This window comes from Streptomyces sp. bgisy100 (assembly GCF_057709105.1).
Map to the genome: position 1 here is coordinate 1 of NZ_JBYITE010000067.1, position 20,964 is coordinate 20,964.

The 20,964-nt window shown below is 73.7% G+C and carries 20 protein-coding genes; 14 read left to right on the forward strand and 6 right to left on the reverse strand.

Annotation, left to right across the window (positions count from 1 at the left end; translation table 11 throughout):
• Positions 1-18: 18 nt before the first annotated feature.
• Together AC3EQ1_RS28990 and AC3EQ1_RS28995 are read right to left on the reverse strand one after the other, a co-directional pair.
• Positions 19-1,041 (reverse strand): LacI family DNA-binding transcriptional regulator, encoded by a 1,023-nt coding sequence (locus AC3EQ1_RS28990; RefSeq protein ID WP_432097292.1) that lies wholly within the window; start codon positions 1,039-1,041, stop codon positions 19-21.
• A gap of 24 nt (positions 1,042-1,065) precedes the next feature.
• Positions 1,066-1,878, reverse strand: coding sequence for a winged helix-turn-helix transcriptional regulator (locus AC3EQ1_RS28995; RefSeq protein ID WP_432097293.1), 813 nt, complete (start codon positions 1,876-1,878; stop codon positions 1,066-1,068).
• A gap of 275 nt (positions 1,879-2,153) precedes the next feature.
• Between AC3EQ1_RS28995 and AC3EQ1_RS29000 the strand changes: the two genes are divergently transcribed.
• The 8 genes from AC3EQ1_RS29000 to AC3EQ1_RS29035 all read left to right on the forward strand — a co-directional run bounded on the left by AC3EQ1_RS29000 (position 2,154) and on the right by AC3EQ1_RS29035 (position 9,352).
• Positions 2,154-3,371 carry an alpha/beta fold hydrolase gene (locus AC3EQ1_RS29000; RefSeq protein WP_432097315.1) on the forward strand — a complete coding sequence of 406 codons (1,218 nt, stop codon included), beginning with the start codon at positions 2,154-2,156 and terminating at the stop codon, positions 3,369-3,371.
• Positions 3,372-3,767: 396 nt separating this feature from the next.
• Positions 3,768-4,097: a MoaD/ThiS family protein gene (locus AC3EQ1_RS29005; RefSeq protein WP_432097294.1), complete on the forward strand. Its 330-nt coding sequence runs from the start codon at positions 3,768-3,770 to the stop codon at positions 4,095-4,097.
• Between the two features lie 10 nt (positions 4,098-4,107).
• A complete protein-coding gene (locus AC3EQ1_RS29010) occupies positions 4,108-6,111 on the forward strand; it encodes a hypothetical protein (RefSeq protein WP_432097295.1) in 2,004 nt (667 codons plus the stop codon).
• A gap of 271 nt (positions 6,112-6,382) precedes the next feature.
• Positions 6,383-7,087: an LmeA family phospholipid-binding protein gene (locus AC3EQ1_RS29015; protein WP_432097296.1), complete on the forward strand. Its 705-nt coding sequence runs from the start codon at positions 6,383-6,385 to the stop codon at positions 7,085-7,087.
• 410 nt (positions 7,088-7,497) lie between these two features.
• Positions 7,498-7,578 carry a putative leader peptide gene (locus AC3EQ1_RS29020; protein ID WP_351515640.1) on the forward strand — a complete coding sequence of 27 codons (81 nt, stop codon included), beginning with the start codon at positions 7,498-7,500 and terminating at the stop codon, positions 7,576-7,578.
• 147 nt (positions 7,579-7,725) lie between these two features.
• Positions 7,726-8,565 carry a sulfurtransferase gene (locus tag AC3EQ1_RS29025; protein ID WP_432097297.1) on the forward strand — a complete coding sequence of 280 codons (840 nt, stop codon included), beginning with the start codon at positions 7,726-7,728 and terminating at the stop codon, positions 8,563-8,565.
• A gap of 30 nt (positions 8,566-8,595) precedes the next feature.
• Entirely contained in the window at positions 8,596-8,886 is a 291-nt protein-coding gene (locus tag AC3EQ1_RS29030) for a DUF1416 domain-containing protein (RefSeq protein WP_351515628.1), read from the forward strand.
• A gap of 160 nt (positions 8,887-9,046) precedes the next feature.
• Complete coding sequence (locus tag AC3EQ1_RS29035; RefSeq protein ID WP_432097298.1) at positions 9,047-9,352, forward strand: DUF3099 domain-containing protein; 306 nt, start codon at positions 9,047-9,049, stop codon at positions 9,350-9,352.
• 187 nt (positions 9,353-9,539) lie between these two features.
• Here the strand turns inward: AC3EQ1_RS29035 and AC3EQ1_RS29040 are convergent, their stop codons facing one another.
• On the reverse strand, positions 9,540-9,902 hold the full coding sequence (locus tag AC3EQ1_RS29040) for a DsrE family protein (protein WP_432097299.1): 363 nt from the start codon (positions 9,900-9,902) through the stop codon (positions 9,540-9,542).
• Positions 9,903-10,224: 322 nt separating this feature from the next.
• Here AC3EQ1_RS29040 and AC3EQ1_RS29045 point away from each other — a divergent pair, with 322 nt between their 5' ends.
• The 3 genes from AC3EQ1_RS29045 (at position 10,225) to ygfZ (ending at position 12,497) form a co-directional block, all read left to right on the forward strand.
• Positions 10,225-10,788 carry a heme-binding beta-barrel domain-containing protein gene (locus tag AC3EQ1_RS29045; RefSeq protein WP_432097300.1) on the forward strand — a complete coding sequence of 188 codons (564 nt, stop codon included), beginning with the start codon at positions 10,225-10,227 and terminating at the stop codon, positions 10,786-10,788.
• A 211-nt stretch (positions 10,789-10,999) separates the two neighbouring features.
• Positions 11,000-11,506 carry a Fur family transcriptional regulator gene (locus AC3EQ1_RS29050; protein WP_432097301.1) on the forward strand — a complete coding sequence of 169 codons (507 nt, stop codon included), beginning with the start codon at positions 11,000-11,002 and terminating at the stop codon, positions 11,504-11,506.
• 10 nt (positions 11,507-11,516) lie between these two features.
• Positions 11,517-12,497, forward strand: coding sequence for a CAF17-like 4Fe-4S cluster assembly/insertion protein YgfZ (gene ygfZ / locus AC3EQ1_RS29055; protein ID WP_432097302.1), 981 nt, complete (start codon positions 11,517-11,519; stop codon positions 12,495-12,497).
• Between the two features lie 23 nt (positions 12,498-12,520).
• Here ygfZ and AC3EQ1_RS29060 read toward each other — a convergent pair whose 3' ends face one another.
• The 3 genes from AC3EQ1_RS29060 to AC3EQ1_RS29070 are packed head-to-tail and all read right to left on the reverse strand — an operon-like array spanning position 12,521 to position 16,211.
• Complete coding sequence (locus AC3EQ1_RS29060; protein WP_432097303.1) at positions 12,521-14,824, reverse strand: FtsX-like permease family protein; 2,304 nt, start codon at positions 14,822-14,824, stop codon at positions 12,521-12,523.
• Positions 14,825-14,829: 5 nt separating this feature from the next.
• Positions 14,830-15,708, reverse strand: a complete 879-nt coding sequence (locus tag AC3EQ1_RS29065; protein ID WP_432097304.1) for an ABC transporter ATP-binding protein — start codon at positions 15,706-15,708, stop codon at positions 14,830-14,832.
• The gene (locus tag AC3EQ1_RS29070; protein WP_388852684.1) at positions 15,705-16,211 is read right to left on the reverse strand and encodes a PadR family transcriptional regulator; all 507 of its coding nucleotides are present in this window, start codon (positions 16,209-16,211) and stop codon (positions 15,705-15,707) included. Before AC3EQ1_RS29070 ends, AC3EQ1_RS29065 begins: the two co-directional genes overlap by 4 nt.
• A gap of 192 nt (positions 16,212-16,403) precedes the next feature.
• Here AC3EQ1_RS29070 and AC3EQ1_RS29075 point away from each other — a divergent pair, with 192 nt between their 5' ends.
• The 3 genes from AC3EQ1_RS29075 to AC3EQ1_RS29085 all read left to right on the forward strand — a co-directional run bounded on the left by AC3EQ1_RS29075 (position 16,404) and on the right by AC3EQ1_RS29085 (position 20,957).
• Positions 16,404-17,681, forward strand: coding sequence for an ABC transporter substrate-binding protein (locus AC3EQ1_RS29075; protein WP_432097305.1), 1,278 nt, complete (start codon positions 16,404-16,406; stop codon positions 17,679-17,681).
• Positions 17,682-17,928: 247 nt separating this feature from the next.
• Positions 17,929-19,626: a glycoside hydrolase family 13 protein gene (locus AC3EQ1_RS29080; protein ID WP_432097306.1), complete on the forward strand. Its 1,698-nt coding sequence runs from the start codon at positions 17,929-17,931 to the stop codon at positions 19,624-19,626.
• On the forward strand, positions 19,623-20,957 hold the full coding sequence (locus tag AC3EQ1_RS29085) for an ABC transporter substrate-binding protein (RefSeq protein ID WP_432097307.1): 1,335 nt from the start codon (positions 19,623-19,625) through the stop codon (positions 20,955-20,957). Before AC3EQ1_RS29080 ends, AC3EQ1_RS29085 begins: the two co-directional genes overlap by 4 nt.
• Positions 20,958-20,964 lie beyond the last annotated feature (7 nt).

Below are 20,964 nucleotides of genomic sequence, written 5' to 3' on the forward strand. Positions count from 1 at the left end.
GCCGCCCCGCCGCGGACGTCAGCCGCAGCCGCACGACCTCCGGATCACCAGCGCCGACGGGAACTGCTTCAGCCGCTCCCGTCGCGAACCGGCCACCCGCAGCCCGTCGTCGAGCACCAGGTCCACGGCCGCACGGGCCATCGCCGGACGGTCCGAGGCCACGGTGGTGAGCGGCGGGTCGGTCAGCGCCGCTTCCTTCACATCGTCGAAGCCGGCGACCGCCAGCTCGCCCGGTACGTCGATCCGCAGCTCCCGCGCGGCCCGGAGCACCCCGATCGCCTGGTCGTCCGTGGCACACAGGATCGCCGGCGGCCGGTACGGGCCCGCCAGCAGTCCCAGCGCCACGAGATAGGCGTCGTAGCGGTTGTACGGGGCCTGGAACAGGCGCCCCTCCACCGAGCGGCCGGACTCCCGCATGGCCCGCCGCCAGCCCTCGATGTGGTCGGTCACCGGGTCGCCCGTGGTCGGGGTCTCCTCCACGCCGCCGAGGCAGGCCACGTACGCGTGCCCGTGCTCCAGCAGATGGCGGGTGGCGAGCTGCGCCCCGCCCACGTCGTCCGTGACCACCGCGACGTCGTCGATCGCGTCGGGCCGCCGGTGCAGCAGCACCACGCGCGCGTCCCAGGCGTCGATCTCCGCGGCGGCGTGCTCGCTGGGGCCCTGGCTGACCAGGATCAGCCCGGAGACCCGCATGCCGAGGAACGCCCGCAGATAGTGCACCTCGCGCTCGTCGAGGTAGTCGGAGTTGCCGACCAGGACCATCTTTCCGCGCTCGGCCGCCGCCCGCTCCACCGCGTGGGCCATCTCCGCGAAGAACGGCTGCCGCGCGTCGGGGACGATCATCCCTATGAGATCGGTCCGGCGGCTCGCCATGGCCTGCGCGACCCGGTCCGGCCGGTAGCCGAGCTCCTTGATCGCTGCGAGGACACGCTCGCGCGTGGCCGGGGCGACCGGCCGGGGTCCATTGTTGATGACGTAGCTGACAACGGCGGTCGAAGTCCCCGCCAGCCTTGCCACATCATCACGCGTCACCTTGGCCACGCGCGGCAGTCTACGCGGGGTGACTCAGCTCTCGGCCGGTCGCGCGGAACCGGCTTTCACACTCTCCCGGACATTTCCGCGTCCCGGCGCGCCGCCGGCGCCCTCCGCCGGCCGTGCGGCGTCGGAGGCGGCCTTGTTCTTCGCCTCCTCCGCGGCGCGCTCGACCTTCTCCGGCACCACGAAGCGGTAGCCGACGTTCCGGACGGTGCCGATCAGCGACTCGTGCTCCGGACCGAGCTTGGCCCGCAGCCGCCGCACATGGACATCGACCGTCCGCGTGCCGCCGAAGTAGTCGTAGCCCCAGACCTCCTGGAGCAGCTGCGCCCGCGTGAACACCCGGCCCGGGTGCTGCGCGAGGTACTTCAGCAGCTCGAACTCCTTGAAGGTCAGATCCAGCACCCGCCCCTTGAGCTTGGCGCTGTAGGTGGCCTCGTCGACCGAGAGGTCACCGGTGCGGATCTCCATCGGGCTGTCGTCGGTGGTGATCTGCTGGCGGCCCATGGCCAGCCGCAGCCGCGCCTCGACCTCGGCCGGGCCGGCCGTGTCGAGCAGGACGTCGTCGATTCCCCAGTCGGCGGTGACGGCGGCGAGCCCGCCCTCCGTCACGACCAGCACCAGCGGGCAGCCGGGGCCGGTGGAGCGCAGCAGCTGGCAGAGCGACCGCACCTGGGGGAGGTCCCGCCGTCCGTCGATCAGGATGACGTCGGCACCCGGGGTGTCGACGAGGGCAGGGCCCTCGGCGGGGGCCACCCGTACGCCGTGAAGCAGCAGGCCGAGCGCGGGGAGCACCTCCGTGGAGGGCTGGAGGGCATTCGTGAGGAGCAGCAGCGAGCTCATCGAATGCTCCCTTCGGTCAGGGAATCCGCAAGGTCACGGAAAAAGAAGCCGTATGTCCGGATGGTACGGTCCTGCACGCTTCGCTCGCCCATTACGTCGGATCCTCCTCGGTCCCTGCGACGGGGCACCCCGGGCGTTCGAGCACGGGGGGAGTTGGCGGCACTGCTTCGTACGGTCCTGCTCCCTGGAGCCCGTCCGCGCCGCGCCGCGCGGGCGGGCTCCTGAAAGCACGAAAGGACCCGGGGGCGTCGCTGCCCGGATCCTCTCCCAGCAGAATAGCCCACATGAGCTCCGGTTCCGAGGCCGCGCGGTCACGTTCCCGTGTTCCCTCGATCACCTCGCGTATCCCCGGCGGCCGGCCCGCGGACCCGCTCCGGACCTGGCTGCGGACCGATGACGGGGTGCGGATCGAGGCCGCCCGCACCCCGTTCGCCGGGCCGCTCACGGGGGCGGGCACCACCGCCGACGGTCCGGCGGAGGGCCCTGCGGGGCTGGGCTTCGCGGCTCCCGCGGACCGCCCGGCGATCGTCGTCGCGCACGGTTTCACCGGGGCCCTGGACCGCCCGGCCGTCCGGCGGGCGGCGCGGGAGCTCGCCCGGCACGCGACGGTGATCACGTTCTCCTTCCGGGGGCACGGCCGGTCCGGCGGCCGGTCCACGCTCGGGGACCGCGAGGTGCTCGACCTGGCCGCGGCGGTGCGCTGGGCGCGGTCGCTGGGCCACACCCGGGTGGCGACCGTGGGCTTCTCGATGGGCGGCTCGGTGGTCCTGCGGCACGCCGCCCTGTACGGCCCGCACGGCCTCGGACGGGCGGCGGCCGCCAGCCCGGGACCGACCGCCGACGGACCCGGAACGGGCTCCGGCAGCCTCGGAACGGGCTCCGACGGCCCCGGAACGGGCCCCGACGGCCCCGGACCGGCAGCCGCGGCACGCCCGGGCGGCCTGCTCCGGGAACCGTTGAACGAGCCGCTGCACGAGTCGCTGCACGGGCCTTTGAAGGGGCCTCTGCACGGGCCCATGAGCGCGTCCCCGCACGGGCCACTGAACGGGCCCTTGAATGGACTTCCGGACGCGGGGCGCACGGATGCGCACGCCGATGCGGTCGTCTCGGTGAGCGCCCCCGCGCGCTGGTACTACCGCGGCACCGCGCCCATGCGGCGGCTCCACTGGGTCGTCACCCGCCCTGCGGGCCGGCTGATCGGACGCCTCGGGCTGCGCACCCGGATCCACCCCGAGGACTGGAACCCCGAGCCGCTCTCACCGGTCGGCGCGGTGCCGCACATCGCCCCGGTCCCGCTGCTGATCGTCCACGGCGACCAGGACCCGTACTTCCCGCTGGACCACCCGCACTCGCTGGCCGGGGCGGCGAGCGGCGCGGCTGAGCTGTGGATCGAACCGGGCCTCGGCCATGCGGAGAACGCGGCCGACGACGCCCTGCTGGCCCGCATCGGCGACTGGACGCGGCGGGCCCGGCCCGCGCCGGAGGCCGGCTGACGGAGCCGGCCCCGACGGGGGCCGACGGGACCGGCGCGCCGAGGGGCCGGTCGGCGCGGCCCGGTTGCACCGGGGGCCGGCGGCGGGGTCCGGCTGCACCGGGGGCTGGCGGGGGCCGGCGGGGTCCGGCACACCGGTGGCGACGGGGGCCGACGGCGGGGTCAACGGGGCCGACGGGGGCGGCGGGCACGGGGCCGACGGGGCGGACGCCGGACCCGGGCCGCACTCGCACCGGACCCGTGCCGCGCCCGTGCCGGACCCGTTGACCCCGGTTGCGCCGAACGGCTGACGCCTGCCGTCCGGCCCCCGCGATCGACGCCTGCCGACCGGTACCCGCCATCATGGAGGGCGGCGCCCGCGAGGGACGCCGTCGACGGAACGAGGACAGGAGCCCCCATGGGCGCAGCCCAGGCCGCACCGGACGGGAACGCGGCCGTGGCCACCAGCGGTTCGGACGGAGCGCGCCGGCCGCACGGCACGATCCGGTACTGGGCCGCCGCCAAGGCCGCCGCCGGAACCGGCGCGGAGAGCTACGACGCGGCGACCCTCGCCGAGGCGCTCGGAGCGGCCCGGCAGCGGCACACCGGGAACCCGGAGTTCGCGCGGGTCCTGCTCCGCTGCTCGTTCCTGGTGGACGGCGACCCGGTGGGGACCCGGGGCCACGAGACGGTGACACTGACCGAGGGCGGCACGGTCGAAGTGCTCCCGCCGTTCGCAGGAGGGTGAGCTCCACACCATGAGCGACAAGCCGCACAGCCCGTACGAGCCGCCGAGCCCGTACGAGCCGCCGCACGACCCCCAGGACCATCGCGGGCCGTACGAGCCGCGCCACGCCTACTACGACCCGTACGGAACACCCCGGGACCCGCAGGCCGCGCATCAGCAGCCGCCCCGGGCCCAGCACCCGCAACAGCCCCAGCAGCCCCAGGGCACTCAGCCGCCCCAGGCCGGGCCGCACCACGGCGCGCACCCCGGGTACGCCGGGCAGGGCGGGCAGTCCGGGCACACCCCGTACCCGGCGCAGCCGCAGGGCCCGTACACCCCGCAGGCACCGCAGACACCGCAGCCCGCGCAGAACCTGCACCAGCAGACCCCACAGCAGGGCGCGTACCCGACGCACGGCGGGCAGGGCGGTCAGGGTCGGCACGGCCGTCCCAGCCGGCACGGCGCCCCTCAGGCACCGCAAGGCCGGCACGCCCAGCAGGCACCGCAGGCACCGCAGCCCCCTCAAGGTCGGCACGCCCAGCAAGCGCCGCACGCCCAGCACGCCCAGCAGACGCCGCATGCCCCACAGACACCGCACGCCCAGCAGGCGCCGGGCCAGCAGGCGCCGGGCCAGCAGATGCCGGGCGGGCGGCAAGCGCCGGGCACCCGGCAGGGCGCCTACGGCCATCCCGGCCCGCCCGCGCCGCAGAGCCCGCCGCCCTCGCCGGGGCCGCAGGGGCAGCACGGCCCGCAGGGCGCGTACGGCCGGCGGAATCCGCAGGGCTCGCCGCCGCACGCGCCGGGCGGAACGGAGGGCGCCGCCTGGCAGCAGTCGCCGCAGCCGTCCCAGGGCTCGGCGGGCTGGTCGGCCGGACACCCCGGCGAGGCCCCGCCGACCCAGGTCTGGCAGGGGCTGACGCACCAGGAGGCCGGGGCGGGCGACTCCCCGTACCAGCAGCAGTCGCCGCCGAGTTCCGCGTCCGAGGAGACCGCGTATCTGCCCGTCACGGGTCCAGGTCCGGGCCCGGGTCCGGCCCCGGGGCCGCTGCCGCCGGAGCAGCCCACCGGACAGGCGGGCGCCGGTCACCGCGGCGCTCCCCGTACCGGCCCGGTGCCGCAGCCGCCGGCCGCCGGCGGGCACCCGGCAGCCGGCCGGAGCCGGCAGGACGGGCCGCACACGGCGGGCAGGAACGGCTCCGACGCCGCGGATGACGCCCGTCGCCCCGCGGACGGGCCGCGCGGCGCCGTACGGACCGTGGAGACCCCGGGCCTGACCCCGGCGCAGCGGGCCCGCGCGGCCGGCGCGTCACCGATCATTCCGCCCGGCATGGAGTCGGCCCTGCTGACTGCGGGCCTCGCCGCGCTGATCGCGCTGACCGGGGCGCTGGCCCGCCCGGCACTGGCGTTCGCCGTCGTGCTGCTGCAGGCCGGGACCGCGGCCGGCTGGTACCGGCTGAACGGCATGTGGCCCGCCCGGCAGGGCATCGCGCTCGCCTTCGCCGGCGGCCTGGTCACGGACATCGCGCTGCTCGCCACCGAGCGCGGGGACGCCCCCACGGTGGCACTCGGGACGCTCGGCGTCTGGTGCCTGCTGGTGCTCGTCCTCCAGCTGCGCAACCGGAGTTCGGCGGACGAGCGGCTGTACGCGCTGACGGCCGGGGTGGCGTCCTCGGCGTTCACCGTGCTGGCCGCGGGCCATCTCGCCGCCGCCGCCGTGTCCGGCGACGCCGTCGTGGTGGGGGCCGTCGCGGTGGCCGTCGCCGTGGTCACCCGTGCGCTGCCGCTGCCGTCGCGGGTCGCCCCCGCCGCCGCCCTGGCCGCGGCCACGGGCGCCGGAGCCGCCGCCGGAGCCCTGACGGGCCTCGGGGCGGGCGGGGCGCTGCTCGGTGCGGCGGCCGGGGCGTGTGCGTTGATCGGCCTGCGGGTGGCGAGCTACGACTACCCGTCCCGCTTCGTGCACCTGACCGCCGGAGTGGCGCTGCCGCTGACGCTCGCCGCGCCCGCCGTCTATGTGCTGGGCCGCGCCCTCGGCTGAACCGCACCGACAGCCGGAACCGCGTCATCGGGCGAACGTCACCACGCGCGTTCCGGGCCCGGGCCCGCTCGTGGGGCCCGGGCCCGCACCATCGAGCGCTCCGGAGCCGGCCCGTCCGCTCGGCCTCCGGGCGATCCGGGGGGACTGCTGACGTTCCGGGTGTTCCGGGTGGACTGGTCCCGCAATCTGGTGATCGGCCACGATCGGATCACCGGCCGGTTAGGCTCACTGGGCAACGGGGTCTGATCGAAAGGGTGGGGGAGCCAGTCGGATGCGTGCACTGCGAATACTGCTGATCGTCGCCGTGGTCCTGGGGGGCCTGTTCGTGGCGGCCGACCGACTCGCGGTCGGCATGGCCGAGTCCGAGGCGGCGGACAAGATCAAGAGCAGCGAGGGCCTCACGGAGACCCCGGACGTCTCGATCAAGGGCTTTCCGTTCCTGACGCAGGCGCTGAGCAGGGAACTCGACGAGGTCGACGTGACCATGAACGGCGTCACGGCGAGCTCGGCGGGCCGGTCGCTGCGGATCAGCCGCCTCACCGCCGAGCTGCGCGACGTGAAGCTGAACGACTCCTTCTCCTCCGCGGTGGCCGACTCGGCGACCGGGTCCGCACACCTCGGCTACGACGACCTGTCCCAGGCCTCCAGCGAGGGAGTCGCCGTCAGCTACGGCGGCCGCGACCAGGCGGGGAAGAGCCAGGTCAAGGTCACCGCCGGGGTCTCGATCCTGGGCCGGACCGTCAAGCGCAGCGTCCTCAGCACGGTCAGCGTCACCGGCGACGACACGATCCGGCTGCACGCCGACGACATCCCCGGTGCCGGTATCCCCGGATTGGAGAATCTGGTCCGCGGGAAGATCGACTTCGACCGCAAGATCGACGGCCTGCCCGAGGGCATGAAACTGGACAAGGTCGTCACGACCCAGGACGGTGTCGATGTATCCGTGGTCGGCCGTCAGGTCGAACTGGCGGGCTGAGCAGCTGCAGCCGCATCCGCCGGAGCCCCTGACCGGCGGATGCCCCGCCGACAGGCCCACCGACGGCGGGCCCACCGCCGACGGGCCCATTGACGGTGGGCGAACCGCCGGCGGGCGAACCGACGGGCTCCGGCCCCCAGCCGGCACACCGGCACCGAACAGCCCCGCACCCCGCCGCGGCCGACGCGCCACCGGGGTTCCCGGACGGCCACCCCGGCCCCGACGTGTCCACAGAGCGAGACAGCTCCGTCCGTACCTCAGATGGCGGACGGACGGCCGTGACCCCGCTCACCCCCGGCCGCCTGGCAGGACAGTATCCGCCGACCCCGCGTCCCACATTGCGGGCATTCGCGTCTCAGCATCCGACACGCCGGTGACATGCGCACCCGTGGCTCCTTACGATCGGACGCATGAAGCGACAGGCGGATCTCACGAAGCGGCGGGCAGTCGACCTGTGCCGTGTCGCCGCCATGCTCTGTCGCTCGTTCTGAGCGGAGCCCCGACTCCCGTTTCTCCCAGGCCCTTTGGGGCCTCCCCGCTCCACAGAAGCGGCCGCGCACCGACGCGCACCCCTGCACCACCGCGCGCCGCGCGCAGCCGCAGCCCGCGCATCCGAAACTGCCCCGGAGGAGAAAAACATGAGCCGCAGCGACGTCCTGGTCGACGCCGACTGGGTCGAGGCCCACATCGACGACCCCAAGGTGGTCATCGTCGAGGTCGACGAGGACACCTCGGCCTACGACAAGAACCACATCCGGAACGCCGTACGCATCGACTGGAAGAAGGACCTCCAGGACCCGGTGCGCCGTGACTTCGTCGACCGGGCGGGCTTCGAGAAGCTGCTGTCCGGGAAGGGCATCGCCAACGACGACACGGTCGTCCTCTACGGCGGCAACAACAACTGGTTCGCCTCCTACGCCTACTGGTACTTCAAGCTGTACGGCCACGACAGCGTGAAGCTCCTCGACGGCGGCCGCAAGAAGTGGGAGCTCGACTCCCGCGACCTGGTGGCCGAGGTGCCCGAGCGCCCCGCGACCCAGTACGAGGCCAAGGAGCAGGACACCTCGATCCGCGCCTTCCGCGACGACGTCGCGCAGGCCATCGGCAACCTGAACCTGGTCGACGTCCGGTCCCCCGACGAGTTCAGCGGCAAGCTGCTCGCCCCGGCGCACCTTCCGCAGGAGCAGTCGCAGCGCCCCGGCCACGTGCCGAGCGCCCGCAACATCCCGTGGTCGAAGAACGCCAACGACGACGGCACCTTCAAGTCCGACGACGAGCTCAAGAAGCTCTACGAGACGGAGCAGGTCGACCTGTCGAAGGACACGATCGCCTACTGCCGCATCGGTGAGCGCTCCGCGCTCACCTGGTTCGTCCTGCACGAGCTGCTCGACCAGGCGAACGTCAAGAACTACGACGGTTCCTGGACCGAGTACGGCTCCCTCGTCGGCGTGCCGATCGAGCTCGGCGCCAACAGCTGATCCCCGACCCCCGACCCGAAGGACAACCTCATGTGTGGAGCAACAGCCGGCGGCCCGGACCTGGCAGGAGTTGACGTGGCCAAGGAGACGATCATCCAGGGTTCGGTGACCCGCGACGGCGAGCCCGTATCGGGCTACGTCCGCCTCCTCGACGGCGGCGGCGAGTTCACCGCCGAGGTCCCGACCTCGGCGACCGGGCAGTTCCGCTTCTTCGCGGCCCCGGGCACCTGGACGCTGCGCGCCCTGGTTCCGGGCGCCACCGCGGACCGTACGGTCGTCGCCCAGCAGGGCGCCGCGGCCGACGTCGCCATCGCCGTCTGACGACGGCGCACAGCGGCCGGAGGGCCGTACCCCGGGGTTGGACTCTCAGGGGTGCGGCCCTCCGTGCTGTCCGGGCGCGCCGCGTGCCCTGGCTCCTGTCGTACCGCTGTGGCCCGCCGGAGCCCTGCTCCTCGACGCCCCGCCGCCGTACGCTGGAGACATGTACGCACGGCGACGCCGCCGGTACTTCGTCCTCATGGGGCTGTGCCTGGGGCTCTTCGTTCTGGCCTGGGGAGTCGTACGCCTGTGGTCGGTCCCGGCCGCCGTCGGCATGTGCTTCGTGGCCATGGCGATTCCGCCGGTCGCCGCGATCGTCGCCAACCGCCGGGAGCCGGACGACCACTGGTGGGACGTGCCGGACGACAGCTGGCTGGACGACGAGCCGCTGGACGACAGCTGGCGCCGCTTCGAGCACTACGGACGGCCACCCGGCGACGAGGGCCTGAGCGACGACGACCGCCCGTAGCCCGGACCGCCCGGCTCAGCGGTTCCGGACGGGGTCACGGCGCGGTCCGCGGGGCGGGACCGAAAGGGGCTCGGCCCCACGAGAGGCCCGGGGAAGGGGCCGGGCCCGGAAGAGGCCGACCCCGCAAGAGGCTCGGGCCCGGTCCCGAAGCATCCGGGGCGCTCCGTCACAGACCCGAGGCCGGGACTCAGTACACGAGCGCCTGGGTGTCGTCGGCCAGGGACTCGCTGACGAAGACCTGCGCGCCCGCGATCCGCACCCCCTCCAGGGTGTCCTTCTCGGTGATCTCCCGGCGGGCCGCGCACTGCGTGCACAGGGTGACCCGGCCGCCGGCGAGGAGGGAGTCCAGCAGGTCGGGCAGCGGGGCGGCGTGCGGCAGCTCGAACTCGGCCGCCTTCCCCGGCAGCGCGAACCACGCGGACTCACCGGTCAGCCAGAGCGAGACCTCCACCCCGCTGGCGACGGCGACCGCCGCCACCGTGAACGCCTGCGAGCACCGTTCCGGTGCGTCGGCCCCGGCCGTCACCTTGATCACGAGCTTCTTCGCCATGTGCTCACTCTAGAGCTGCCGCCGCCGGGACCGCCCGGGCCCTGAAAGGCCCGGGAGCGCCGCCGGCTCGGGCAGCGGCACACTTCACAGCACCGGGGCGGACCTCACAGCACCGGCCCCGCCGCCGCGGACTAGACTCGACCGCGGTCCGTACCACCACACTCCCCCGAGGAGCGCGCTCGTGCTTGAGGCATTCTTCATCACCCTGCTGGTCCTGGTCTGCGTGGGCGTCGTCGCGTTCGCCGGCCTCACCATGAAGAAGCTGTACCAGGGCCAGCGCTGACCAGCGCCTCCTCCCGCTCCCTAGAGATCGCCTGAGCTCATGATCGAGATTCCGTCCGACCTCCACCCGGACCTCGTCCCCCTCGCCTTCCTCCTCGGCAACTGGGAAGGCGCGGGTGTCTTCGACTTCCCCGGTGACGAGAAGTGCAACTTCGGCCAGGAGGTGACCTTCACCCACGACGGCCGGGACTTCCTCGAGTACACCTCGCACACCTGGGTGCTCGACGGCGAGGGCAGGAAGGTCCGCCCGCTGGAGTCCGAGTCCGGCTTCTGGCGCATCGACAAGGACCGCAAGGTCGAGATCGTGATGATCCGCGACCAGGGTGTGGCCGAGGTCTGGTACGGCGAGCTGGCCGACCAGAAGCCGCAGATCGACCTGGCCACCGACGCCGTCGCCCGCACCGCCGGTTCCGGACCGTACACCGGTGGCAAGCGGCTCTACGGCTATGTCAAGAGCGACCTGATGTGGGTCGGCGAGAAGGCCACCCCCGAGGTCGAGCTGCGCCCCTACATGTCGGCGCACCTGAAGAAGGTCGTCGACCCGAGCGAGTGGGCCAAGGACCTCAAGGATCTGCCGGACGACGGCATCGCCTTCTTCAAGTAGACACGCGGCACGTGGACGGGCGGCACGTAACGGCTGCACGCAGACCACGCAGCACGGGGACGGGCGTCCCCGCGGGCCCCGTTTTCCCGGGCCCCCGGGGCGCTCGGCTCCGCGGCCGCACGGCTCCATCCGCCGCGGGACGTCCGTCCCCGGGGGTGGAGCCGTTGTCGTAGCGCGCGGCACCCGGCCCGCCGCCTCCTACACTGGCTGTGTGGTGACCACCGACTGGCAGAGCGACCTCCGGAAGCGCGGGTACCGGCTGACCCCGCAGCGTCAGCTCGTGCTGGAGGCCGTGGACCGGCTGGAGCACGCGACGCCCGACGACATCCTCACCGAGGTGCGGCGCACCGCGGGCGGGGTGAACATCTCCACCGTCTACCGCACCCTGGAGCTGCTGGAGGAGCTGGGGCTGGTCAGCCACGCCCACCTCGGGCACGGGGCGCCGACGTACCACCTGGCGGACCGGCACCACCATCTGCATCTGGTGTGCCGGGACTGCGGTGACGTCATCGAGGCCGATGTGTCGGTGGCCTCCGGGTTCACCGCCCAACTGCGCGACACCTTCGGCTTCGACACGGATCTGAAGCACTTCGCGATCTTCGGACGGTGCGCCGGCTGCTCCTCCTCCGCCGCCCCGGACGCATCCGGCGGTGCCGCCACGGAAACCGGTCCCCCGGATACCGACCGCGCGGCCGGAGCGTCGAACGACGGACCGTAGGCTGGTACGCATGCAGGCACACTCTCCCGCCAGCCCCCTGCTCTCCCTGCCCGGCGCCGTCGCCGCCGAGGCACCGGACGACGGTGTCGCCGCGCACTACGGCGACCTGTTCCGGGAGCAGCGCGCGCTCGCCGACGGCACCGGCTTCGTGGACCTCTCGCACCGCGGCGTGATCACCGTGACCGGCGAGGAACGGCTGAGCTGGCTGCATCTGCTGCTCACCCAGCACGTCAGCGAGCTCCCCCCGGGCCGGGCCACCGAGGCACTGATCCTCTCCCCGCACGGCCACATCGAGCACGCGCTCTACCTGGTGGACGACGGCGGGACGACCTGGGCGCACGTCGAGCCGGGCACCCAGGGCGAGTTGATCGCCTACCTGGAGAGCATGAAGTTCTTCTACCGGGTCGAGGTGAAGGACGTAACGGACGACTACGCGGTCGTCCACCTCCCCGCGGGCTCGATCACCGAGTCGCCGGAGGGCGTCGCCGTCCGGGAGACCCCGCACGGCCGGGATCTCTTCCTGCCCCGTGCGGAGCTGGAGTCCTTCGCGGCGGCGAACGGTCCGGCGGCCGGGGTCCTGGCCCTGGAGGCGCTGCGCGTCGAGGCGCACCGGCCCCGCTTCGGTCTGGAGACCGACCACCGGACGATCCCCCACGAGCTCGGCTGGCTGGGCTCCGCGGTCCACCTGGAGAAGGGCTGCTACCGCGGGCAGGAGACCGTGGCGCGCGTCCACAACCTGGGGAAGCCACCGCGCCGGCTGGTCTTCCTGCATCTGGACGGCAGCGAGGTGAAGCTGCCGGGGCACGGCGCTCCGGTCCGGCTGGCGGCCGACGGCGAGGAGGGGCGGCAGCTGGGCTTCGTCACCACCTCGGCGCGCCACCACGAGCTGGGGCCGATCGCCCTGGCCCTGGTGAAGCGGAACGTTCCGGTCGACGCCGAGCTGATCGTGGACGCGACGGCGGCGGCCCAGGAAGTCGTCGTCGAGCCCTGACGGCCCGCCCCGGCCCCCCCGTCTCAGACCGCGTCGCTCTGGGTGTCCACCAGTCGGCGCCGCACCACCCGCACCGCGGGCAGCACCGACACCGCGACCGCCCCGGCCACCGCGGCCAGCCCGACCAGGAGCAGCAGCGCCGGCGGGGGCGGTACCGCGATGCCCGCGCCGATGCCGCTGGCCCGCCCCTGGAGGTCGATCAGCCAGTCCGCGGCGAGGACTCCGGCGGGGGTGCCGATCACCGCGGCGGCCAGGGCGGTGAACCCGGTACCGGAGACGATCACCGCCATGATCTGACGTGGCGTCAGCCCGATGGCCCGGAGGGCGAGCAGGTCCCGCCGCCGGTCCCGCACCCCCGCGCCGATGGTGGTCGACAGCTCGGCCAGACCGATCAGGGCCAGCACCGCGACCAGCCCGACGATCACACCCCGGACGGCGGAGAGCCCGTCCGCGGGGTTGGTGATCCGCCGGACGTCCAGCCGGCCGTGCGCGGAGTCCGCGAGCGCGGTGCTCACCGCGGCCGGGTCGGCGCCGGGCGTCAGCTCCAGATGGAAGAAGTCCGGCCGCAGCGCGGCGTCCCTCTCCCGCAGGGTGTCCATCGAGGTGGAGATCACCCGACCGCCGTCCTCGGGCTCGATGCTGCGCCCCACGATGTGCAGGACCTGCGGCTTGCCCTCGACCGTCATCCGCACCCAGTCACCGACCCGGGCGTTCAGCAGATCCAGCAGCCCCTGCCCGGCCACCGCCTCGTCGGGCCCGTGGGCGGCACGCCCCTCGGCGACGGTGAACGGGTACGGGTCCCGGGCCGTGCCCAGGCCGCGCAGCGTGATCGTCCCCGTCTGGCCGGGGACCAGGGCCTCCACCTCGGCGCCGGGGTGGGCGGCGGTCACCTCCGGGCGGGCGGTGAGCAGCCGGCGGACCGCGGCGTCGCCGAGGCCGTCGCCCCGCGCGGTGAGCTCGGCGGCGAGCCCGACCTTCTCCGGGTGGCTCTCGAACCGGTCCAGCGTGGTCCACGCCCCCAGCGCCACGGTGATCAGCAGCAGCGGTACGGCCAGCCGGCCGACGGCCGCCGCGGAGCGCGCCGGGCGGTGGAAGGCGCCCCGCCAGCCGAGCACCAGCGCGGGCGGGATCCGCAGGCCCAGCGCCCGGATCGCGGTGCCCGGCAGCCGGCGCCCGGCCGGCTGCGCGGCCCGCGCCATGGGCACCGGCGGGACCCGCCCGGCCCGCCAGGCGGCCAGCGCGGTGGTCGCGGCGATGAGCAGCACCGCCCCCGCCGAGATCGCGAACGGCGCCCAGGTGTGTTCCGGCAGGTCCTGCCAGAGCGCCATCGCCTCGCCGGTCCGGCCCGGCAGCCGGGCGCCCAGGGTCTCGGTGAGCACCGCGCCGCAGCCCACCCCCAGCAGCGCCAGCGCCAGATGCTCGACCAGGAACATCCTCACGACCTGGGCGGGGGTGAAGCCGACCGCCTTGAGCACCGCGATGTCGCGCAGCTGACCGCGGATCCGGGTGCCGATCGCCCCGGCCACGGCGAGCGCCGCGGCGAGCAGGGCGCCGAGCCCGAACAGGGCCAGCAGCAGCCCGAGCACCCGGTCCCCGCCCTCGGCGTCGGCGCGCGTCTGCTGCCAGGTCGAGATCCGGGCGATCCGGTCGCTGCCCAGCGTGGTGACGGCCCGCTGGACGGCGTAGTCGGTGTCCTCCGGATCCGCCAGGCGCAGCCCGATCGTCCGGCCGTGCCGGTGCGTGTCGGGCTCGACCCGGTTCAGGGCGGCGGGGAGCACCCAGCCGATGCCGGAGGTCTCCCCCGGCCGGAACGCCGGTTCGGCGCTGTCGGCGACGCCCACCACCCGCAGCCGTACCGTGCCGCCGGGGCCGCGCACGCCGAGCGCGTCGCCCGGTTCGGCCCACAGCGCGCGGGCCAGCGAGCTCTCCAGCACGATGCCGTTCTCGGACTGGTCGAGCCAGTGCCCGCCGGTGAGCAGCGGGCGGGCCACCGCGGGCGGCTCCTGGCCGGTGGCCCGCAGCTGCAGGCTCGCCCGGGTGCCGCCGAGTTCGGCGGTGGCCTGCGCGGTGGAGTACGGGCCGGCCGCCCGCTCGACGCCGTCGAGCCCGGCCAGCCGCCCGGCGTCGGGCCCGGCCTTGGCGTGGATCCAGACGTGGGCGCCCTCGGACCGGGTGAAGACCCGCTGCCAGGGGTTGGCCGCGTACGCCAGGAACGCGCCCGCCAGCAGCAGGGAGACGATGATGCCCGCGGTGGCGAGCACCAGGAACAGGGCCTCGCCACGGTGCTGCCGGAGGTCGGCGCGCACCCGGCGCACCGTGGCCCGCATCCCGGTCAGCCCTTCAGTTCGAGCACATCGGCGACGCCGCCGCCGCGCCGTGCCCCGGCGCCCAGCGGCGCGTCGTCGGCGATCCGGCCGTCGAAGAAGCTGATCACCCGGTCCGCGGTGCTCGCCACCCGGGCGTCGTGGGTGACCAGCAGGATCGTCTGTCCGCGCTGGTGGTAGCGGGTGAGCAGGCGCAGCACCTCGCGGGTGCCCTTGCTGTCCAGGCTGCCGGTGGGCTCGTCCGCGAGCAGCAGACTCGGCCGGTTGACCAGCGCGCGGGCCAGGGCGACGCGCTGCTGCTCACCGCCGGACAGCTCGCCGGGGGTGCTGCGCTCCTTGCCCTCCAGACCCAGCTCGGCGAGGAGTTCCGCCCGGCTCTCCCGGGCCTGCCGGGGCGAGCTGCCGGCCAGCAGCGCGGGCAGCTCGACGTTGTCGGCCACGGTCAGGTCGGAGACCAGGTTGAAGAACTGGAAGACGACGCCGATGCTGCGGCGGCGCAGGACGGCCCAGCGGGCCTCGCTGTAGGAGTCGACGCGCTCGCCGTCCAGCCACAGCCTGCCGCTGTCCGGCCGGTCGAGCCCGCCGAGCAGATGGAGCAGGGTGGACTTCCCGGCGCCGGACGGGCCGGTCACGGCGACGAACTCGCCGCGCTCCACCACCAGGTCGGCGCCGCGTACGGCCAGAGCCGGGGCGCCGTCCGTACGGTGCGTCTTGTGCAGGCCCTCGGCCCGCAGGAGGGGCACCGTGTCCGCACGAGCGGCGGCCTCCGGGGCCGTGGCCGAATCCGGGGCCGTACCCGAATCCGCAGCCGTAGCCGTGCCGGACTCCGCCGCCCCGGTGGCGGCCTCGGCCCGCTCCACGGCGGGCCGCCGGCGGTCGCGGCTCATTCCAGCTCCTCCTGACAGCGCTCCAACCAGTCGAGATCCGCCTGCAGATGCAGCATCGCGCCCTCGATCAGCAGCTGCGCGACCCGGTTGTCCCGGTCCTCGGCCGCGGCCAGCTTCGACAGGTCGCGCATGGTGTTGAGGTAGTGCCGGCGCTGCTTGTTGATCAGGGCGATCTGGTCGGCCGCCCCCGAGTGCGGGGCGAGGGCGAGCTTCATGAAGAACTCGTCCCGGACCCGCGGCTCGTCGGCCGGCTCGTCGAACCAGGCCTCCACCGCCTCCCGCCCCGCGGCGGTGAGCTGGTAGATCCGCTTGTTCGGTCGGCTGGACTGGGCGACGTCCTCGCCCTCGATGAGACCGGCCTTCTCCAGCCTGCCGAGGGTGACGTAGATCTGCCCGACGTTCGGCTGAGGGTACGCCGCGCCCAGAAGCTTCTCAAGAGCCTGCTTGAGCTCGTATCCGTGCGCGGGGCCCTTCGCCAGAAGTGCCAGGAGGGGCAGACGCACGCTCGCCCTCCTCCCTCCCCGCCGTACCTACTCGTTAGTGGCCCGTTCGATGGCCGCCACAGACCGCCCCGCCTGTGAGCCGGATCGCTCCCCGGACCTTGCTGCGACGTCTAGTATCGCGCATGCCTAACGGGTATACAGGTGCCCGACGCCGGGCACGCCTGACCGGTGCCGGCGCACAAGGAGGAACCTATGCGGTGGGCGCGAGCCGCGGGTAGGGGGCTCCTGGCGGCGGCGCTGATAGCCGCCGGCTACGCCGGTGCGGGCGGGCCGGCCACCGCGTCCGCGGGCGGCACCGGCGGACGCGGGCCGATGACCCTGGTGACGGGCGGCGACCTCACCGGCTATCTGCGCGGGGTGCTGGCGGACTGGAACCGCGGCCACCCGGCGGAGAAGGTGACCCTGGTCGAGCTCCCGGAGGCAGCGGACGAGGTCCGCGCCCAGATGTCCACCAGCCTGCGCTCCGGCAGCGACCGGTTCGACGTGCTCAACATCGATGTCGCCTGGACCTCCGAGTTCGCCGCCGCGGGCTGGATCGCCCCGCTCGACGGCCGCCGCTTCCCGCTGAAGCGCTTCCTGCCGCCGGTGGTGGACACCGCGACCTTCGGCGGCCGGCTGCACGCCGTCCCCTACGTCACCAACGCGGGCCTGCTCTACTACCGCAAGGACGTGCTCGACAAGGCGGGCGAGAAGCCGCCCCGCACCTGGTCCGAACTGCGGCGGCTGGCCCGGACGGTCGCCCCCCGGTACGGGCTGGACGGCTACGCCGGGCAGTTCCTCCCCTACGAGGGCCTCACCGTGAACGCGGCCGAGGCCCTGCAGTCCGCCGGCGGCTCGATCCTCGCCGACGAGGGCAGCCGGGTCACGGTGAACTCCCCCGCCGCCCGCACCGGGCTGGAGTTCCTCACCGGCGGCGTGCGGGAGGGCTGGATCCCCCGGAAGGCGCTCGGCTACAAGGAGGAGGAGTCCCGGCGGGCGTTCCAGAACGGCCGGCTGCTCTTCCTGCGCAACTGGCCGTACGCCTACCCGCTGGCGGGCGCCGAGGGCTCCAAGGTGGCGGGGAAGTTCGGGGTGGTGCCGCTGCCGGGGCCGGACGGACCCGGGGCGGGCATCCTCGGCGGCTCCAACCTCGCGGTCAACACCAACTCCCGGCACCCGGAGTCGGCGGCCGCACTGATCCGCTACCTGACGAGCGAACGCGTCCAGCGCCGCGTCCTCACCGAGGGCTCGCTGCCGCCCGCCCGGGCGGATCTGTACCGGGATCCGGCACTGGTGCGCAGATTCCCGTACCTGCCCACCCTGCACAAGAGCCTGCTCACCGCGAAGCCGCGGCCCAAAAGCCCGCGGTACGAGCAGGTGAACCTGGCCGTCCAGGCGGTCGTCCACGACGCGATGGCCCAGCGGCAGAGCCCGGCCGGCGCCCTGCGGCGGCTGAGGGCCGAACTCGACGCGATCGCCCGCCGCGGCTGACACTCCGCCCCCTCCCACCGAGGCTTCTACTTACTCGTTAAGTAGAAGCCTCTCCCTTTTCCTTGATCCACAACCCTGAACCCTCCCCATTTAGCGGACATATCGGACCAGTTATCCATCCGTTGCCTGCAGACTCGTTGACACCCGTTCGACACGCCTACTTAACATGCATGCACAACCGCGGCCGACTGATCGAGGCCGCAATCGAGTCAGACAGCCGCATTCGAGTCAGACAGGGCAACGGGACATGCTCATAGCCACGGCCGCCGCAACACAGCACTGGTGGCGGGATGCGGTGATCTACCAGGTCTACGTCCGCAGCTTCCTCGACAGCACCGGCGACGGCATCGGCGATCTCGCCGGGGTCCGGGTGGGCCTGCCGTACCTCAAGAAGCTCGGGGTGGACGGCATCTGGCTCAGCCCGTTCTACCCCTCGCCGCAGCACGACCACGGCTACGACGTCGCGGACTACACCGGCGTGGACCCGGTCTACGGGGACCTCGCCGAGTTCGACCTGCTGGTCGCCGACGCCCACCGGCTCGGGCTGAAGGTCCTCATCGACATCGTCCCCAACCACTGCTCCAGCGCCCACCCCTGGTTCCGCGAGGCGCTGGCGGGCGGCCCGGACAGCCCGGCCCGCTCCCGCTTCCACTTCGCCGCCGGACGGGGCGCGGACGGGGAACTCCCGCCGAACAACTGGCGGGCCATGTTCGGCGGCCCCGCCTGGTCCCGGATCACCGAGCCGGACGGCGAGCCCGGCCCCTGGTACCTGCACCTCTTCACCCCCGAGCAGCCCGACCTCAACTGGCGCGACCCGGCCGTGGGCGAGCACTTCGACGAGGTGCTGCGGTTCTGGCTCGACCGCGGGGTGGACGGCTTCCGCATCGACGTCGCCGCGGGCCTCCACAAGCACCCGGAGCTGCCCGACTCCCCCGACCCGGAGGCGGACGAGCGGTCCCGGGACTCGGTCAACCCGCTGGCCTGGAACCAGCCCGAGGTGCACCAGGTGTGGCGGGACTGGCGCGCGGTCTGCGAGGAGTACACCGCCCGCGACGGCCTGGACCGGCTGCTCGTCGGCGAGGTCTCGGTGCCCACCGCCCGCGAACACGCCGAGTACGTCCGCCCCGACGAGCTCCACCAGGCGTTCTTCTTCCACCTGCTCAGCGCCCAGTGGGACGTCGACGCGTTCCGCAAGACCATCTCCGAGGCGATGCGGGACATCGCGGGCACCGGCTCCACCGTCACCTGGGTGCTCAACAACCACGACCAGGTCCGGACCGTCACCCGCTACGCCGGCGAGCCCAGCGGGGAGGCGAGCGGCCTGGGCCCGGCCCGCGCCCGCGCCGCCGCGCTGCTGATGCTGGCCCTGCCCGGCGCCGCCTACGTCTACCAGGGCGAGGAGCTCGGGCTGCCCGAGGTCGTCGACCTGCCCGACGAGGTCCTCACCGACCCGATCTTCCACCGGACCGGCAGCCGCCGGTTCGTCCGCGACGGCTGCCGGGTGCCGCTGCCCTGGACCGGGCACGCCTCCCCGTTCGGCTTCACCTCCGGCGCCGGCGCCGCCCGGCCGTGGCTGCCGCAGCCGGAGTGGTTCGCCGAGCACGCCACCGACCGCGCCCTGGCCGACACCCGCTCGTTCTGGCACCTCTACCGCGACGGGCTGCAACTGCGGCGCAGCCTGCCCCAGCTGGGCGAAGGCACCCTGCGCTGGCTGGAGACACCGCCGCAGGTCCTCGCGTTCGTCCGCGGCGACGGACTGGTGTGCGCCGTCAACTTCGGGACGGAGGCCGCCCCGGCTCCCGTCACCGGCACCCCGCTGCTGGCCAGCGGCGACTGCCCGCCCGGGACACTCCCCGGCTCCACCGCCGCCTGGTGGATCAGCGACCCGTCCACCACCGCACCGCTCTTCCCACCCGCCTCATCCCCGAAGGGACCCACAGCATGAGCCGTACCCCGAGACGACGCACCGCCGCGGCCTCCGGCGCGCTGGCCCTCGGCCTCGCGCTGACCGCCACCGCCTGCGGCGGCACCACCGGCCCGGCGAGCTCCAAGAACCAGGAGCTCAAGGGCCAGAAGATCACTGTCGCCGGTGTCTGGACCGGTGTGGAGCAGAAGAACTTCAAGAAGGTGCTGGACGCCTTCGGCGAGAAGACCGGCGCCACCGTCAACTTCGTCTCCACCGGCGACAACGTCTCCACCGTCGTCGGCAGCAAGATCGAGGGCGGCAACGCCCCCGACGTGGTGATGGTGCCGCAGGTCGGCGTGCTCAAGCAGTTCGCCGAGAAGGGCTGGCTGCAGCCGCTCTCCGCGAACGTGTACGACAAGGCCGGGATCAACTTCGCGCCGGTGTGGCGGGATTACGGCAGCGTCGGCGGCAAGTTCTACGGCCTCTACTTCAAGGCCTCGCACAAGTCCACGGTCTGGTACAGCCCGGAGGCCTTCGACACGGCCGGGGTGACGCCCCCGAAGAGCTGGCAGGCGCTGCTGAAGACCGGGCGCACCGTCGCGGATTCGGGCCTGCCCGCCTTCTCCGTCGCCGGTGAGGCCGGCTGGCCGCTCACCGACTGGTTCGAGAACGTCTACCTCTCCCAGGCCGGCCCGGAGAACTACGACAAGCTGGCCGCCCACAAGATCCCGTGGACCCACCCCACGGTGGTCAAGGCCCTCACGACCCTGGGCAAGCTCTTCAAGGACAAGAACCTGGTCGCCGGCGGCGGTTCGGGCGCCCTGCGCACCGACTTCCCGGAGTCCGTCGAGCAGGTCTTCGGCAACAGCCCCAAGGCGGGCATGGTCTACGAGGGCGACTTCGTCGGCGGCCTGATCTCCGGGCAGTTCAAGAAGAAGGTCGGCACGGACGCCAAGTTCTTCCCGTTCCCGGCCGTCGACCAGGGCAAGGCCCCGGTGGTCGGCGGCGGTGACGCGGCGGCCGTGCTCAAGGACGGCAAGAACCCCAAGGCCGCCATGAAGCTCGTCGAGTACCTGGCGACGCCCGAGGCCGCGGAGATCTGGGCGAAGGCGGGCGGCTTCATCTCCCCCAACGAGAAGCTCGACCCCGGCAGTTACGCCGACGCCACCAGCCGCCGCACCGCGCAGTCGCTGGTGAAGGCGGGCGACTCGGTCCGCTTCGACATGTCCGACCAGGCCCCGGCCGCCTTCGGCGGAACCCAGGGCGCCGGTGAGTGGAAGGCCCTCCAGGACTTCCTGCGCGACCCCTCCGACCCCGCGGCCACGGCGAAGAAGCTCGAGGCCGCCGCGGCCAAGGCCTACAAGGACTGAGACCTCC

What these genes read in the sequence shown, in the direction of transcription:
- AC3EQ1_RS28995 (WP_432097293.1), bottom strand. Translation starts at nt 1,878, where the DNA reads ATGAGCTCGCTGCTGCTCCTCACGAATGCCCTCCAGCCCTCCACGGAG.
- AC3EQ1_RS29005 (WP_432097294.1), top strand. Translation starts at nt 3,768, where the DNA reads ATGGGCGCAGCCCAGGCCGCACCGGACGGGAACGCGGCCGTGGCCACC.
- AC3EQ1_RS29010 (WP_432097295.1), top strand. Translation starts at nt 4,108, where the DNA reads ATGAGCGACAAGCCGCACAGCCCGTACGAGCCGCCGAGCCCGTACGAG.
- AC3EQ1_RS29015 (WP_432097296.1), top strand. Translation starts at nt 6,383, where the DNA reads ATGCGTGCACTGCGAATACTGCTGATCGTCGCCGTGGTCCTGGGGGGC.
- AC3EQ1_RS29020 (WP_351515640.1), top strand. Translation starts at nt 7,498, where the DNA reads ATGAAGCGACAGGCGGATCTCACGAAGCGGCGGGCAGTCGACCTGTGC.
- AC3EQ1_RS29025 (WP_432097297.1), top strand. Translation starts at nt 7,726, where the DNA reads ATGAGCCGCAGCGACGTCCTGGTCGACGCCGACTGGGTCGAGGCCCAC.
- AC3EQ1_RS29030 (WP_351515628.1), top strand. Translation starts at nt 8,596, where the DNA reads ATGTGTGGAGCAACAGCCGGCGGCCCGGACCTGGCAGGAGTTGACGTG.
- AC3EQ1_RS29035 (WP_432097298.1), top strand. Translation starts at nt 9,047, where the DNA reads ATGTACGCACGGCGACGCCGCCGGTACTTCGTCCTCATGGGGCTGTGC.
- AC3EQ1_RS29040 (WP_432097299.1), bottom strand. Translation starts at nt 9,902, where the DNA reads ATGGCGAAGAAGCTCGTGATCAAGGTGACGGCCGGGGCCGACGCACCG.
- AC3EQ1_RS29045 (WP_432097300.1), top strand. Translation starts at nt 10,225, where the DNA reads ATGATCGAGATTCCGTCCGACCTCCACCCGGACCTCGTCCCCCTCGCC.
- ygfZ (WP_432097302.1), top strand. Translation starts at nt 11,517, where the DNA reads ATGCAGGCACACTCTCCCGCCAGCCCCCTGCTCTCCCTGCCCGGCGCC.
- AC3EQ1_RS29060 (WP_432097303.1), bottom strand. Translation starts at nt 14,824, where the DNA reads ATGCGGGCCACGGTGCGCCGGGTGCGCGCCGACCTCCGGCAGCACCGT.
- AC3EQ1_RS29065 (WP_432097304.1), bottom strand. Translation starts at nt 15,708, where the DNA reads ATGAGCCGCGACCGCCGGCGGCCCGCCGTGGAGCGGGCCGAGGCCGCC.
- AC3EQ1_RS29075 (WP_432097305.1), top strand. Translation starts at nt 16,404, where the DNA reads ATGCGGTGGGCGCGAGCCGCGGGTAGGGGGCTCCTGGCGGCGGCGCTG.
- AC3EQ1_RS29080 (WP_432097306.1), top strand. Translation starts at nt 17,929, where the DNA reads ATGCTCATAGCCACGGCCGCCGCAACACAGCACTGGTGGCGGGATGCG.
- AC3EQ1_RS29085 (WP_432097307.1), top strand. Translation starts at nt 19,623, where the DNA reads ATGAGCCGTACCCCGAGACGACGCACCGCCGCGGCCTCCGGCGCGCTG.